This window comes from Kitasatospora sp. NPDC057542, assembly GCF_042801945.1.
Taxonomy (GTDB): domain Bacteria; phylum Actinomycetota; class Actinomycetes; order Streptomycetales; family Streptomycetaceae; genus Kitasatospora.
This window is the reverse complement of record NZ_JBHVFE010000223.1, coordinates 1-14,115: the sequence shown is the minus strand read 5'-3', so window position 1 is coordinate 14,115 and position 14,115 is coordinate 1. Positions and strand designations below refer to the sequence as shown.

The following is a 14,115-nucleotide window of genomic DNA, read 5'->3' as shown; positions in this document are numbered from 1 at the left end:
CCCGGGTACCGTGCGCGCCCGGGTGCTCAACCGCGCGACGGCGTCGGCGCCGTGGCGGTCGGCAGGTCGGCCGGCCTGCCCTCCGAGTCCACCGGCGTGTCGTCGGGGTAGCGGGCGCACTCGGTGGTCGCGGCGACCGCGAGGGTGTGGTCCACGGGGTCGAAGCGCAGGGAAGCGGTCTCGGCGAGGGAACCCGGACCGGTGGCCGGCGGCTTCAGCGTCAGGCTGGGGACCGGGGCGGACTCGTCGGAGGAGGTGACGGTCCACCCCTGGGCGGTCAGGGTCTGCCGGGCCCGTCCCACCGCCTCCTCCCACTGGGGCCGTGCGACCCCGGCAAGGGTGAACTGGGCGCGGATGGCCGCCGTGCGGGGCTGGTCGGCACCGGTGTCGTTCATGCTCTCCAACAGGTGGGAGAGGCCCCGGGCGGAGCAGACGCCGTAGATCCGGGCCGTGATCCCGTCGTCCTGGTGGCGCACGCCTGCCGGCGTCGCCTCCGGCGGCAGCGCGAGGGCGTCGTGGACGGTCTGCGTCCGGGCGTCCAGGTGCTTCGCGACGGCGGCCGGATCCGCCACCGGGTACGGCTTGCCCGTCCACGCCTGTGCCGCGGCTTCGTACGTCGTGTACCCGACCGCGCCGAGCGCCAGCGTCCCTGCGGCCCCGGCCACCGCCGTCACCCGCAGGGCCGTGCGGCGGCCGGGCCCGTCCTTCGTTGCGCGATTCCTCATGATCGCCATCGTCCACCGCCGCGCCGGGCCGCCGCGTGAGTACGGATACTCAACCGGCGGCGTCGGCGTACCTGGACGTACCCGTCGTACCCGTCGTCAGGCGTGGGCGGCGGCGCACTCCGGGTGGCCCCAGGAGCTGCCGACCTTGGTGATCTTGTCGCCCTTGGCGTACGGGCGGCTGCACGGGCAGGTACCGGGGAAGCGGGCGTTCAGGGTGCGCGAGCCACCGCTCCGCTTGGCGGTGCCACCGGTTCCGGTGGCGGCGGGCCGGGCGGTGCGCGCCTTGGGGGCCTTCGTGGCGGCGGCCGGCTCGGGGACCGGCAGGTCTGCGGCGGTGCCGCAGGCGTCCTGCTGGGTGCGGGCGGCGTCGCTGGCCGCCTTGTCGGCGATGGCGTTCAGCGGGTCGCCGTCCACCTGGTGGGCCGGCACGTACACGAAGGTGACGTCCCGGCCCTCCAGCAGGGCGTCGATCGCCTGAATGAGCTCCTGGTTGGCCACCGGCTTGCCGGCCGCCGTCTTCCAGCCGTTGCGCTTCCAGCCCTTCAGCCACTTGGTCACCGAGTCGCGGGTGTAGGTGCTGTCCAGCCGCACCTCCAGCGGCACCGCCGGGTCCGTCGCGGCCAGCAGCTGCCGCAGCGCCGTCAGCTCGCCCACGTTGTTGGTGCTGTGCCCGAGCGCGCCGGCCTGCCAGCGCTGGGGCGCCCCGGCGGCGTCCGCGACCACGTAGGCCCAGCCCGCCGGACCGGGGTTGCCCTTGGCTGCTCCGTCACACGCTGCAATGACTCGTTCGACCATGCCCCGATCATGCCTGGTCGGACGGCCCGGAGCCAAAGTCGCTCAGCTGCGCAGCAACGGCAGCAGCAGCGCCGCCGACCAGCTGAAGTTGGTCGCGTTGCGTCCCTCCCCCGTCAACGGGTCGTAGTTCTCCCGCACCGGGCCGTCCCCGGCCAGCCCGGCGGCGGTGGCCAGCAGCCGCTCGACCGTCCGCCGGGCGTCCTGCTCCCAGCCGTAGCGGCGCAGGCCCTCGACGGCGAAGTAGGTCTGGTCGAGCCAGGCCAGACCCCGCCAGTAGCCGGCCGGGTCGAAGGACGGCGAGCTGCGGGCCACGGTCGGGAACGGCATGGCGGTGCCGAACTCGGCCGGGTCGAGCAGCAGCCGGCGAACGGCACGGGCCTGGGCGGCGGTGGCGGTGCCGGACCAGAGCGGGATCGCGCCCTCGATGCCGCGGCCGCGGGCGGTGAGTCGGGCGCCGGTGGCCAGGTCGGTGTCGTGGAACCAGCCGGTGGCCGGGTCGTACATGGTGTCGCGCACGGCGGCGTCGATCCGGTCGGCGCGGGCGCGAAGCCGTTCGGCGGCGGGCCGGTCGCCCAGTTCGGCGGCGATCAGTGCCAGGTGGCGGTGGTCGGCGGCCAGGTAGGCGTTGAGGTCGACCGAACGCTGGTCGAGCGACCAGCCGAGCAGCGTCCCGTTCGCGTCCCGGTTGGGGACCACGGTCGCGGCGTCGAAGCGCGGGGCGTTGTCCATCCCGGACTCCCAGGCCGCAGCCTCCCGGCAGTCCTCGGCGGTGGCGTTGGCCGGGTCCACGGTGGCGCCGTACTCGCACAGGCCCTCGCCGAGGTGGTCCCGGGTGCGGTACCACCAGTCCAGGTAGGCGGTCAGCCTGGGCAGCATCTCCCGCAGGAAGGCCCGGTCGCCGCTGCGCCGGTAGACCTCCCAGACCGCCCAGGAGGCCAACGGGGGCTTGGAGTTGCGCTCGTTCCAGTTCCCGCCGCCGGTGCCCGGGTCGTTGTAGAAGACGCAGTCGGGGACCATGCCGGCGTCCTGCGGGCGGTCGGCGGAGCCGGCCCCCGGCCGGTGATCGAACGGAGTCTGGTGGTCGAACACCGCCCGGATCTGGTCGGCGGCCAGGCCGGGCGCGAAGGCGGCGGTGCCGACGGCCTGCTTCCAGGTGTCCCAGGCCCAGACCCCGCTGAACCACTTGTAGGACAGCGTGGGGGTGACGGCGTCGTGCCGGATCCGCCCGGCCGGGCTGCGCCAGTTGGTGACCAGGGTCTGCACGCACTTGACGGCCGTGCGGCGGCGGGCGGCCGGGACGCCCTCGGTGGCCCGGGTGAGGTACCCGTGCCACCGGGCGGTCCCCTGCGCCGCGACCCGCTCCGGGGTGCGCAGCGCGGCGTCGGACTCGGCGGCGGCCCGGGTGTACTCGGCCTCGGTGAAGGTGTAGCTCTCGGTCCAGTCCAGGCTGCGGGTCTCCCCCGGCGCCAGCCGTACCAGCTCGGCGAGTTCGGTGCGGTGGCCGTCGCCGTCGGCGCTCAGGACGACCCGGACGGGCCGCGCGTGGCGCACCGCGAAGCGCTCGGTGCCGTCGGTGAGGTAGTCCCAGGTCTGCCGGACCTCGGCGAAGCGCACCTCCGGGCCGCGTTCGGCGGCGACCAGCTTCGGCGCGTCGCGCTGCGGGCCGGTGGCGGGGCGCAGCAGTCGGCCGGCCCAGGCGACGGCCAGGGTCCGGACGGCCGGGCCGGTGTTGGCCAGCCGGGCCCGGAGCAGGGCGGTGCGGTTGCCGGCGAAGCGCAGGTCCAGGGTGAGGGCGAGGCCGCCGCCGAGGTCGTGGGACAGCCGCAGCAGGCCGGGCAGCGAGCTGCTGCGCGGGGGTGCGCCGGCGGTGAGGTCCAGGGGGCGGCCCTGTTCGGTGAGCTGGAGGCGGGTCAGGCCGTCGCTGAGCCACCAGGGGTACTCCTGGGCGAGGTACAGCGGGCCGGTGAAGCCGCCGGGCTGGTCGGTGGGGCGGGGCAGGGCGTAGGCGTGCCAGGCGCCGAGGTCGGCGAAGACGTTGATCGGGTTGTTGCCGCGGGCGTCGCCGGGGTAGGCCTGGGCGGGGGTGCCGTGCAGGTCGAGGACGTCGGCGTAGCGGTCGTCCGGCCAGGCGTCCGCGACGGAGGTGTCCGCGTGGGCGGCGCGGGCTCCTGCGAGGGTGCCGGCCGCGGCGAGGGCGGCGGAGCCGGCCAGGACGTGGCGGCGGGTCAGCGGGTTCACGGGCGCTCCTGGGCGGCGGGGAGACGGATGACGGCGGCGCCGAGCGGCGCGAGGGTGACGGCTCCGGCGGCCTCGGTGCCGGTGAGCAGGTCGGTGCCGGGTGTGGGGAGCGGGACTCGCAGCTCGTGCGGGCCGTGGTTGAGCAGGAAGAGGTAGCCGGTGCCGTCGTCGGCGTGCCGGCGGGTGGCCTCGACGCCCGCCGGGAGGTCCGGCAGTTCGGCGCCCGCCCCGGCCTCGGCGAGTGCCAGGTCGAGCACCGGGCCGGGGCCGGCGCCGAGGTGGCAGCTCAGGTACCAGGCGCTGCCGGCGCCCAGGCGGTTGCGGGTGACGGCCGGGAGGCCTGCCAGCGCGCCGGAGTCGTAGTGGGCGACGGTCTCGGCGGCCTCGGTCTCGATCCATTCGCTCCAGTGCTCGGCGTGCAGCTCGGTGTGCGGCTCCGAGCCGTCCAGCCGTACGACGGTGGTCGCGCCGTCCGGGATCGGCCAGTGCTCGTCCACCACGATCCCGAACAGCTCGCGCAGCGGGCCGGGGTGGCCGCCGGGGTGGATGTGGTCGTGGCGGTCGGTAATGCCGCTGAACGGGCCGCAGACCAGCCGGCCGCCGTCCCGCACGTAGGCCGTGAGCCGGTCGGCGGTGACCGTGTCGAGCAGGTAGAGGTTGGGGGCGAGCACCAGGGGGTAGCCGTCGAGCTCGGCGGTGGGCGGGACGAAGTCGACGGTGACGCCACGTTCGTACAGCGCCGCGTACCAGGGGCGGAGCAGGTCGGGCCAGCGCATCCGGGCGGAGGGGTGGTCGTCCAGTTCCAGCGCCCACCAGCTGTCCCAGTCGAGCAGGACGGCGGCCCGCCCGCGCAGCCGGCTGCCCGCGATCTCGCCGAGCCGGCGCAGTTCGGTGCCGAAGCGGACGGTCTCCTGCCAGCCCCGCGAGGCGGTGCCCCGGTGCGGGAGCATCGCGCTGTGGAACTTCTCGGCTCCGGCCACCGAGGCGCGCCACTGGAAGTGCAGCACCCCGTCGGCGCCGCGGGCCAGCGCCTGGAGCGACCAGAGGCGGTAGAGGCCGGGGCGTTTGGGCACGTTGACCGGCCGCCAGCTGACTGCGGAGGGGGCCTGTTCCATCAGCAGCCAGGGGCGGCCGCCCTTGAGCGAGCGCATCAGGTCGTAGTTCATCGCGGCGTTGACGTGGGCGCGTGGGTCGGCCGGGTCGGGGTAGGCGTCGTCGGAGACGAAGTCCTCGTGCCGGCTCCACTCCCAGTAGTCCAGTGCCTTGAGCATCGACATGAAGTTGGTGGTGACCGGGACACCGGGCGAGACCTCGTCCAGGACGGCCTTCTCGGCGCGGTGGAGGTCGAGCAGGGCGTCCGAGCAGAACCGGCGCCAGTCCAGCAGCTGCGTCGGGTTGACCGGGCCGGGCGCGGTGCGCGGCGGCTCGATCTGCTCGAAGGAGTTGTAGTGCTGGGACCAGAAGGCGGTGCCCCAGGAGCGGTTCAACTCCTCGATGGTGCCGTGCCGTTCGCGCAGCCAGCGGCGGAAGTCGGCGGCCGAGGCGGGGCAGAAGCACTCCTGGACGTGGTCGCCGTACTCGTTGTGGATGTGCCACAGGGCGAGCGCGGGGTGGTGGCGGTAGCGCGCGGCGAGCGCCCGGGTGAGCCGGACGGCGGCGTCCCGGTAGGCGGGCGAGGAGGGGCAGTAGTGCTGGCGAGAGCCGAACTCCAGCCGCACCCCGTCGGCGGTGACCGGCAGCAGCTCGGGGCGGGCGCGGACCAGCCAGGCGGGCGGGGAGGCGGTGGCGGTGGCCAGGTCGACGGCGATGCCGTGTCGGTGCACGAGGTCGAGCAGGCGGTCCAGCCAGCCGAAGTCCCAGCTGTCGGCGTCCGGTTGGAGTCGCGCCCAGGAGAAGACGCCGACGGTGACCAGGTTGACCCCGGCCTCGGCCATCAGCTTCACGTCCTCGGCCCACACCTGCTCGGGCCACTGCTCGGGGTTCCAGTCCCCGCCGTACAGCAGGCCGGGCACCCGGGTGAGGTGGTTCCTACGGGGGGTCATTCGGAGTTCATCCCTTCAAGGCTCCGCCCAGCAGGCCAGCCACGAACTGCCGCTGGAAGACGAGGAAGAGCACCATCAGCGGGAGCGTGGCCAGGAAGGAGCCGAGCATCAGGCCGGAGTAGTCGACGTGGGTCAGTCCGGTCAGTGTGTTCAGCGCGACCGGCACGGTGTACCTGTCCTCGGTGTTGAGCATCAGCAGCGGCCAGATGAAGCTGTTCCACTGGCCCATGAAGGTGAAGATCACCAGTGCGCCCAGCTGCGGCCGCACGCACGGCAGCACGACCTGGTAGAAGGTGCGCAGCTCGCCGGAGCCGTCGATCCGGGCCGACTCCAGCAGCTCGTCGGGGAAGTCCAGGAAGCCCTGGCGCATCAGCAGGATGCCGAAGGAGTTGGCCAGGAACGGCACGATCACGGCCTGGTAGCTGTCGATCCAGCCGAGGCTGGCCATCATCTGGAACAGCGGGACCAGCAGCACCTGCAGGGGGATCATCATGGTCGCCAGCACCAGGCCGAGCAGCAGCCCCCGGCCGCGGAAGCGGTACTTGGCCAGCCCGTAGCCGCACATCGCGGACAGCAGCGCGCTCAGCACGGTGTAGACGACGGCGATCCCGAGACTGTTGAGCAGCACCCGGCCGAAGCCGATGGTCTCCTGGAGGTGCACCAGGTTGCGCAGCAGGTTGCCGCCGGGCAGGAACGGCGGTGGGGAGTGGAACAGTTCGGAGCTGCTGTGGGTGCCGGCGATCAGCATCCAGGCGAAGGGCACCAGGCTGAGCACGGCGCCGAGGGTGAGGACGGCGAGGACGGCGATGCGGCCGAGCCGGGCCGGCAGCGGGGTGCGGCCGAGCCGGGCCGGCAGCGGGGTGCGGCCGAGCCGGGCGGGCCGGCTTTCCGGCGAGGTGCTGCTCATCGGCGGCGTTCCCTTCCGTAGAGCCGGAACTGGAGCAGTGAGACCGCCGCGATGATCAGCACGACCACCCAGGCGATGGCGGCCGCGTAGCCGAAGTCGAGCTGCTGGAAGCCGACCTTGTAGAGGTAGACCACCGGGGTGAGCGTGGCGTCGCCGGGGCCGCCGCGGGTCAGCACGTAGTTCTCGTCGAAGAGTTGCAGGGTGCCGATGGTGGAGGTGATGACGCAGAACAGCACCACCGGGCGCAGCTGTGGCAGGATCACGCTGGTGTAGGTGCGCACGGTGCCGGCGCCGTCGAGGGCGGCGGCCTCGTACTGGTCGCGGCCGATCGCGTGGAGTCCGGCCAGCAGGATCACCGCGTTGTAGCCGGTCCATCGCCAGGTGACCGAGCCGATCAGCGAGATCCTGGCCCAGGTGGGCGAGTTGAGCCAGTCGACCGGGCCGAGGCCGAGGGCGTGGAGGAACTGGTTGGCGAGGCCGCCGTCGGTGCGCAGCAGGACCTGGAAGACCACGGCGTAGGCGACCAGGGTGGTGATGGCGGGCAGGAAGAACACCGCCCGCCAGCCGGATCGGAACCGCAGCCAGGACTGGTTGAGCAGGACGGCCAGCACCAGGGCGAGGCCGATCATCACGGGTACCTGGACGGCGAGGATCATGCCGGTGTTGACCAGGGAGTGCAGGAAGGCGGGGTCGTCGAACATCCGCCGGTACTGGTCCAGGCCGACCCAGACGTCGGCGCCGTCGCGGCGGGCGGTGAAGCTCTGGTAGAGGCTGGCGCCGAGCGGGTAGGCGAAGAAGGCGACGAAGAGGACGGTGGTGGGCCCGGCGAACAGCCAGGCGGCGGTGCGTGGGGAGCGCCGGCGGCGGGCGGGGGCGGCCTGGCTCGGGGCCGCCGCTTTGCGCAGGGAGGCCGGGAGGCTGCTGGTCATCGGGCCCGCCCCTACCCGGCCGTTTGGCGGCCGGTCGCGGTGGCGATCTGGCGGGCGGCGGAGCGCAGCACGGTGCCCGGGTCGGCGCCGTTGTGCAGGACCTGGTTGACGGCGGTGGTGACGATGTCGCCGGCCTTGGAGTCGTCCGCGGTGAGCTCGACGGTGGGGATGCCACGGGTGAGCCCGGCGAACATCTGCATGGTCGGCTGGCCGCCGTAGTAGGGGGCGGGCTGCTGGAAGTACGGGTCGTCCAGGGCGGGGAGGTAGGCGGGGAAGAGACCCTCGTGCTGCATCATCGAGGCCTGGTTGGCCTTGTCGGCGAGCAGGAAGGAGAGGAAGGCCCAGGCCGTCTCCGGGTTCCTGCTCTGCGCGGTGACGCACAGGGTGGAGCCGCCGGTGTTGGAGGTGCGGACGCCGCCGGGGGCGAAGGCGGGCAGCGGGACGACGCCGAACCTGCCGCTGAGGTCGGCCATTTCGGCGGTGAGGGTGCCGTCCCACCAGGCGGCGGTGGGGGTGGTGGCGGCCTTGCCGTCGTGGGTGCCGGAGACGAGTCCGTCCCAGCCGTTCTCGAAGTCCACCAGGTCGCGGTCGACGAGCTGCTTCAGCAGGGTGAGCGCGCGTTCGGCGGCGGGGGTGGCGACGGCCACCTTGCCGTCGGTGAACCAGCGCTGGCCCTGCTGCTGGAGCAGCATGGCGAAGAGGCTGTCCTGTTTGGCGTCCAGGATGAGCAGCTTCTTGCCGGTGGCGGCCTTGAGGGTGGTGCCGGCGGTGACGTAGTCGTCCCAGGTGTTGAGGCCACCCGGGTCGATGCCGGCCTGCTGGAACAGGTCGCGCCGGTAGAACAGGGCGCACGGCCCGCTGTCCCAGGGCAGGGCGTGGACCCGGCCATTGGCGTCCGTCACGGTGCGCCAGGAGGCTTCCGCGTACTGCGACTTGAGGTTCGCGGCGCGGCTGGTGAGGTCGACCAGAGCGTTCGGGAAGTTGCCGATGTAGGTGGGCAGTTTGTGGCCCTCGACGGTGAGGATGTCGGGCAGTCCGCTGCCGGCGCCGAGCCCGACGGTGATCTTGTCGTAGGCGTTGTCGTAGCCGATGTCCACCACCTCGACGGTGGTGCCGGGGTGGGCCTGTTCGAAGACCTTGCCGAGTCGTTGCATGGCCTTGGCGGCGACGTCCCAGGACCAGATGGTGACCTTCCCCGTGACGGCGGCGCCCGGGCTGCCGGTGAGCTGTTTGGCGCTGGTGCCACCGGCACCGCCGGTCGCACAGCCGGTCGCCCCGGCCACCAGCAGTGCGCCGCCCGTGAGTCCGGCCGACAGGACGCGACGGCGGGACGGGCCTGGCGCTGATCCGCCCTGCTCGCGGGCGAGTTGGGGATGTTTTCTGTGCCGGGTTTGTGCGGACATCTTGCCTCCCGACTGGTGAATGCCGAATGCTGTATACAGAACTCAGCATTCACAACCCCGTCAAGGCTTGTGACTGAAATCGCGGAAGGTGCCCCGATGAGCACACGCGTCCCCCGAACCCACCCGTACATCCCCAACTCCGCCCCGGAGGTGAGGAAAGCGATGCTGGCGGCGGTCGGCGCCCAGGACGTCGAGGAGTTCTACGCCGACATCCCCGCCGCCCTCCGGCTGGAGCACCCGCTGCGGCTGCCCGAACCGCTCGGCTCCGAGGCCCGGCTGGTCGCGCACATGGAGGAGCTGCTCTCCCGCAACACCGCCGTACCGCCGGGCCGCAGCTTCCTCGGCGCCGGCTGCTACCGCCACCACGTGCCCGCCGTGGTGGACGAGGTCGTCAACCGCAGCGAGTTCCTCACCGCCTACGCGGGCGAGCCGTACGAGGACCACGGCCGCTTCCAGGCGCTGTGGGAGTACCAGTCGCTGATGGCCGAGCTGCTGGCCGTCGAGGTCGTCAACGTCCCGACGTACGACGGGTTCCAGGCCGCCGCGACCGCACTGCGGATGGCCGGCCGGGCCACCGGGCGGCGCCGGCTGGTCCTCGTCGGCGCGATCGACCCGGACCGGCTCTCCCGGATCCGCGACTACGTCCGGGGCGTCCACGAGCTCGTGCCCGTCCCGGCCGACCCCGCCGCCGTGCAGGACGCGCTGGCCGAGGGCGACGCGGCCGCCGTCTACGCCCAACTCACCGACCACTGCGGCCGGGTGGACCAGGAGCTGCCACGGTACATCGAACTCGCCCACCAGGCTGGAGCGTTGGCGGTCGTCCACGCCAACCCGATCAGCCTCGGCGTGCTCACCCCGCCCGCCGAACTCGGCGCCGACCTCACCTGCGGAGACCTCCAGCCGCTCGGCATCCACCCCAGCTTCGGCGGCGGCAACGCGGGCTTCATCGGCAGCCCGGACGACGAACGCCTGGTCGCCGAGTACCCGAGCCGGCTGTTCGGCCTCGCCCCCACCGAGGTCCCCGGCGAGTACGGGTTCGGCGACGTCGCGTACGAGCGCACCTCCTTCGCCCTGCGCGAGGAGGGCAAGGAGTGGGTCGGCACCGCCGCCGCCCTGCACGGCATCGCCGCCGGGGTCTACCTCGCGCTGATGGGCCCGCACGGCATGCGTGAGATCGGCGGGACGATCCTCGCCAACACCGCCTACGCCCGGCAGTGCCTCGCCCGCGTCCCCGGCGTGGAACTGCCGGACCCGCAGGCCGTGCACTTCGCCGATTTCACCGTCCGCTACACCGGCGAGCGCAGCGCCGCCGAGATCGCCGAGGCGCTGCTCGCCCTCGGCCTGCACGGCGGCACCCCTGCCGGGACCGACGAGGGCCGCTACTGCGTGACCGAGCTGCACACCCGGGCCGACATCGACCGCCTCGCCGACGCACTTGAGGAGATCGTGAAGTGACGAACCATCAGATAATTGGCGCCGTGGACCCAAGGATCGCCCCCAAACCCGCCCTGCGCCGCTTCCAGCAGGCCCGTTGGGACGAGAAGCTCGTCTTCGAACTGGGCGCCCCGGGCGAGCGCGGCGTCCTGCCCCCGCTGCCCGAGCCCGCCGTCACCGCCGCCGTCGGCGACCCGGCCGAGCGACTGCCCGCCGCGCTGCGCCGCAGCGCGCCGCCCGCCCTGCCCGAACTCGGCCAGCAGCAGGTGCTCCGGCACTACCTGCGGCTCTCCCAGGAGAACCTCGGCGCCGACCTCAACGTGGACGTCGGCCAGGGCACCTGCACCATGAAGTACAGCCCCAAGGTCAACGACACCTTCGTCCGCGACCCCCGGATCGCCTCCCTGCACCCGGCGCAGGACGCCTCGACCGTCCAGGGCGTGCTCGAACTCGTCCACCGGCTGGAGCAGTTGCTCAAGGAGATCTCCGGCATGGACCGGGTCAGCCTCCAGCCCGGCGCGGGCTCGGCGGCGATCTGGACCAACGTCTCGGTGATCCGCGCCCACCACGCCGCGCGCGGCGAGCTGGAGCAGCGCGACGAGGTCATCACCACCGCCTTCTCCCACCCCTCCAACGCCGCCTGCGCCAAGACCGCCGGCTTCAGGGTGATCACCCTGCACCCGGACGCCGACGGCTACCCCGACATCGAGGCGCTGCGCGCCGCCGTCGGCCCGCGCACCGCCGCGCTGCTCATCACCAACCCCGAGGACACCGGCATCTACAACCCCCGGATCGCCGAGTTCGTCCGGATCGTCCACGAGGCCGGCGGCCTGTGCGCCTACGACCAGGCCAACGCCAACGGCATCCTCGGCATCACCCGGGCCCGCGAGGCCGGCTTCGACCTGTGCCACTTCAACCTGCACAAGACCTTCTCCACCCCGCACGCCTGCGGTGGCCCGGCGGCCGGTGCCTGCGGCGTCACCGCCGAGCTCGCGCCCTACCTGCCGCGCCCCACCGTCGAGTTCGACGGCGAACGGTACGTCCTGGACGACGACCGGCCCGAATCGGTCGGCAAGATCCGCCCGTACCTGGGCGTCGTGCCGAACCTGGTGCGCGCCTACGCCTGGATCACGGCGCTGGGCGCCGAGGGGCTGCGCGCGGCCGCCGAGACCGCCGTGCTCAACAACAACTACCTGCTGCACCGGGTACGGCAGATCCGCGGCGTCTCCGTCCCCTACGCCGAGGGCCGCCCCCGGGTCGAGCAGGTCCGCTACAGCTGGCAGCAGCTCAACGAGGACACCGGCCTGCACAGCGAGGACCTCGGCTACCGGGCCGCCGACTTCGGCACCCACTACTGGACCAGCCACCACCCGTACGTCGTCCCCGAGCCGATGACGCTGGAGCCCACCGAGTCCTACTCCCGGGCCGACCTGGACGAGTACGCGGCGATCCTCGCCGAGGTCGCCCGCGAGGCGTACGAGGACCCGCAGACCGTCCGCACCGCACCGCACAACTCCACCGTGCACCGGATCCGGCACGAGCCGCTGGACGATCCGGCGGTCTGGGCGGTCAGCTGGCGCGCCTACCGCCGCAAGGTCCTCGGCGAGCAGCCGTGACGCCCGCCCCGAGCGCCCGGATCGGGCTCGTGGTCAACCCGGTCGCCGGCCTCGGCGGCCGGGTCGGCCTCAAGGGCAGCGACGGCACCGAGGTCCAGCGGCGGGCCCTGGCGCTCGGGGCCCGCCCGCAGGCCGTCGCCCGGGCCGAACTGACGCTTCGTCACCTTCCGTCGGACATTGAGCTGATCACCGCCGACGGCGCGATGGGCGCCGAGTCCGCCCGCATGGCCGGGCGGCCCGCGCGGGTCGTCCACCGGCCCGCCAGGGCGGACACCACCACCGCCGCCGACACCCGAGCGGCAGTGCGCGCCCTGGCCGCGGCCGGCGCCGGGCTGCTGCTGTTCTGCGGCGGCGACGGCACCGCCCGCGACGTGCTCGACGCCCTCGGGCCCGAGCCCGGCCTGCCGGTGCTCGGCATCCCGGCCGGCGTCAAGATGCACTCCGCGGTGTTCGCCGTCCACCCCCGGGCCGCCGCCGAGGTCGCGGCCGCCTGGGCAACCGGCCGGGGCGTACGACTGACGGCCGCCGAGGTGGTGGACCGGGACGAGGGCGCGCTGCGGGCCGGCCGGCTCTCCGCCCGACTGTACGGCCGGCTGACCGTCCCGGTGCTGCCCGCCCGGGTGCAGCAGCGCAAGACCGGCAGCTCCGGCCCCGCCCCGGGGACGCCGGCCGGCATCGCCGCCGAGGTCGCCGAACGGGTCGGCCCCGGCGGGCTGCTGCTCCTCGGACCCGGCAGCACCACCTACGCGGTGGCCACCGCACTCGGGGCACCGGGCACCAGCCTGACCGGCGTCGACCTGTTGCGGCTCGGCCCCGACGGCGCGCTCGGCCCCGGCCACGCCGACGGCCTCGCCACCCCCGCCCGGGTACTGATCCACGACGCACGGGCCGACCAGCTGCGCACCCTGCCCGCCGCCCCCTACATCGCCCTCTCCCCGATCGGCGGCCAGGGCTTCCTGCTCGGTCGCGGCAACCAGCAGCTCACCCCCGAACTGCTGCGCACCGCCGGCCGGGAACGGCTGCTGGTACTCGCCACCGAGGCGAAACTCGCCGCCCTGGCCGGCCGCCCGCTGCTGCTGGACACCGGCGACCCCGAACTGGACGACGCCCTCTCCGGACACGTCCGGGTGATCACCGGCCGCCGCTCCGGCGCCGTCTACCGGCTGTCGGTCTGACCCTCCCACCCCTTGCAGAGGAGCTCCCCATGATCGACCTGCACGGCAAGCGCGCGATCGTCACCGGCGCCGCCTCCGGCATCGGCCGGGCCACCGCCGCCCTGCTCGCCGAACTCGGCGCCACCGTCGTCCTCGTCGACCTCGACGCCGAACGCGGCGAACAGGCCGCCAAGGAGATCGGCGGCACCTTCGTCCGCTGCGACGTCTCCCGGCGCACCGACTGCGAGCGCGCCGTGCGCACCGCCGTCGAACGACACGGCGGCGTGGACGTGCTGTTCAACAACGCGGGCATCATCCGCCGCTCCACCGTCACCGAGATCAGCGACGAGGACTGGGACCTGGTGATGGCCGTCAACGTCCGCTCGATCATGCTGCTCAGCGGGCTGGTGGTGCCACTGATGGCCGCGAACGGCGGCGGCAGCATCGTCAACACCGGCTCCGGCTGGGGCATCAGGGGCGGCGGCCGGGCCATCTCCTACTGCGCCTCCAAGGGCGCCGTGGTCAACATGACCCGGGCGATGGCCATCGACCACGGCCCCGACAACATCCGGGTCAACTGCGTCTGCCCCGGCGACACCGACACCGGCATGCTCGCCGAGGAGGCCCGCCAACTCGGCGAGAGCCCGGACGCCTTCTACACCGACGCCGCCGACCGCCCGCTCGGCCGGATCGGCCAACCCCGGGACATCGCCCAGACCGTCGCCTTCCTGGCCAGCGACGCCGCCGCCTTCGTCAGCGGCGCCGTCATCGCCGTGGACGGCGCCGGCACCGCCTGACCCGAAACACCGCCCTGTCGACGACTGCGGGCGACCGGCCGTCAGCGCCGGTCGCCCGGCCGGTACGCTACGGAC

General features: G+C 73.5%; 11 protein-coding genes. 4 read left to right on the top strand and 7 right to left on the bottom strand.

The features are described 5' to 3' along the window. Positions 1-26: 26 nt before the first annotated feature. From ACFU7Y_RS25490 to ACFU7Y_RS25460, 7 genes are all read right to left on the bottom strand, one after another. Positions 27-725, bottom strand: coding sequence for a hypothetical protein (locus tag ACFU7Y_RS25490; RefSeq protein ID WP_224280863.1), 699 nt, complete (start codon positions 723-725; stop codon positions 27-29). 96 nt (positions 726-821) lie between these two features. Then, on the bottom strand, positions 822-1,520 hold the full coding sequence (locus ACFU7Y_RS25485) for a ribonuclease H (protein WP_224280862.1): 699 nt from the start codon (positions 1,518-1,520) through the stop codon (positions 822-824). 42 nt (positions 1,521-1,562) lie between these two features. Beyond that, a complete protein-coding gene (locus ACFU7Y_RS25480) occupies positions 1,563-3,758 on the bottom strand; it encodes a trehalase family glycosidase (protein WP_380769765.1) in 2,196 nt (731 codons plus the stop codon). Next, positions 3,755-5,800 (bottom strand): beta-galactosidase, encoded by a 2,046-nt coding sequence (locus ACFU7Y_RS25475; RefSeq protein ID WP_380769764.1) that lies wholly within the window; start codon positions 5,798-5,800, stop codon positions 3,755-3,757. The genes ACFU7Y_RS25480 and ACFU7Y_RS25475 overlap by 4 nt, the downstream gene beginning before the upstream one ends. Positions 5,801-5,807: 7 nt before the next feature. Beyond that, the gene (locus tag ACFU7Y_RS25470) at positions 5,808-6,707 is read right to left on the bottom strand and encodes a carbohydrate ABC transporter permease (protein ID WP_380769762.1); all 900 of its coding nucleotides are present in this window, start codon (positions 6,705-6,707) and stop codon (positions 5,808-5,810) included. Beyond that, positions 6,704-7,636: a carbohydrate ABC transporter permease gene (locus ACFU7Y_RS25465; protein WP_224280858.1), complete on the bottom strand. Its 933-nt coding sequence runs from the start codon at positions 7,634-7,636 to the stop codon at positions 6,704-6,706. The genes ACFU7Y_RS25470 and ACFU7Y_RS25465 overlap by 4 nt, the downstream gene beginning before the upstream one ends. A gap of 11 nt (positions 7,637-7,647) precedes the next feature. After that, on the bottom strand, positions 7,648-9,039 hold the full coding sequence (locus tag ACFU7Y_RS25460) for an ABC transporter substrate-binding protein (protein ID WP_380769761.1): 1,392 nt from the start codon (positions 9,037-9,039) through the stop codon (positions 7,648-7,650). Between the two features lie 96 nt (positions 9,040-9,135). Here ACFU7Y_RS25460 and gcvPA point away from each other — a divergent pair, with 96 nt between their 5' ends. Genes gcvPA through ACFU7Y_RS25440 form a run of 4 tightly spaced genes read left to right on the top strand, consistent with a single transcriptional unit; the run spans position 9,136 to position 14,040 of the window. Further along, positions 9,136-10,494, top strand: coding sequence for an aminomethyl-transferring glycine dehydrogenase subunit GcvPA (gene gcvPA, locus ACFU7Y_RS25455; protein ID WP_380769760.1), 1,359 nt, complete (start codon positions 9,136-9,138; stop codon positions 10,492-10,494). 23 nt (positions 10,495-10,517) lie between these two features. After that, on the top strand, positions 10,518-12,089 hold the full coding sequence (gene gcvPB, locus ACFU7Y_RS25450) for an aminomethyl-transferring glycine dehydrogenase subunit GcvPB (RefSeq protein WP_224280855.1): 1,572 nt from the start codon (positions 10,518-10,520) through the stop codon (positions 12,087-12,089). Further along, a complete protein-coding gene (locus ACFU7Y_RS25445) occupies positions 12,086-13,264 on the top strand; it encodes an ATP-NAD kinase family protein (protein WP_380769759.1) in 1,179 nt (392 codons plus the stop codon). The genes gcvPB and ACFU7Y_RS25445 overlap by 4 nt, the downstream gene beginning before the upstream one ends. A gap of 29 nt (positions 13,265-13,293) precedes the next feature. Then, positions 13,294-14,040, top strand: coding sequence for an SDR family NAD(P)-dependent oxidoreductase (locus tag ACFU7Y_RS25440; protein WP_380769758.1), 747 nt, complete (start codon positions 13,294-13,296; stop codon positions 14,038-14,040). Positions 14,041-14,115: the final 75 nt, after the last annotated feature.

Coding starts and splice junctions, on each gene's coding strand:
- ACFU7Y_RS25490 (WP_224280863.1), bottom strand. CDS start 725: ATGAGGAATCGCGCAACGAAGGACGGGCCCGGCCGCCGCACGGCCCTG.
- ACFU7Y_RS25485 (WP_224280862.1), bottom strand. CDS start 1,520: ATGGTCGAACGAGTCATTGCAGCGTGTGACGGAGCAGCCAAGGGCAAC.
- ACFU7Y_RS25475 (WP_380769764.1), bottom strand. CDS start 5,800: ATGACCCCCCGTAGGAACCACCTCACCCGGGTGCCCGGCCTGCTGTAC.
- ACFU7Y_RS25470 (WP_380769762.1), bottom strand. CDS start 6,707: ATGAGCAGCACCTCGCCGGAAAGCCGGCCCGCCCGGCTCGGCCGCACC.
- ACFU7Y_RS25465 (WP_224280858.1), bottom strand. CDS start 7,636: ATGACCAGCAGCCTCCCGGCCTCCCTGCGCAAAGCGGCGGCCCCGAGC.
- ACFU7Y_RS25460 (WP_380769761.1), bottom strand. CDS start 9,039: ATGTCCGCACAAACCCGGCACAGAAAACATCCCCAACTCGCCCGCGAG.
- gcvPA (WP_380769760.1), top strand. CDS start 9,136: ATGAGCACACGCGTCCCCCGAACCCACCCGTACATCCCCAACTCCGCC.
- ACFU7Y_RS25440 (WP_380769758.1), top strand. CDS start 13,294: ATGATCGACCTGCACGGCAAGCGCGCGATCGTCACCGGCGCCGCCTCC.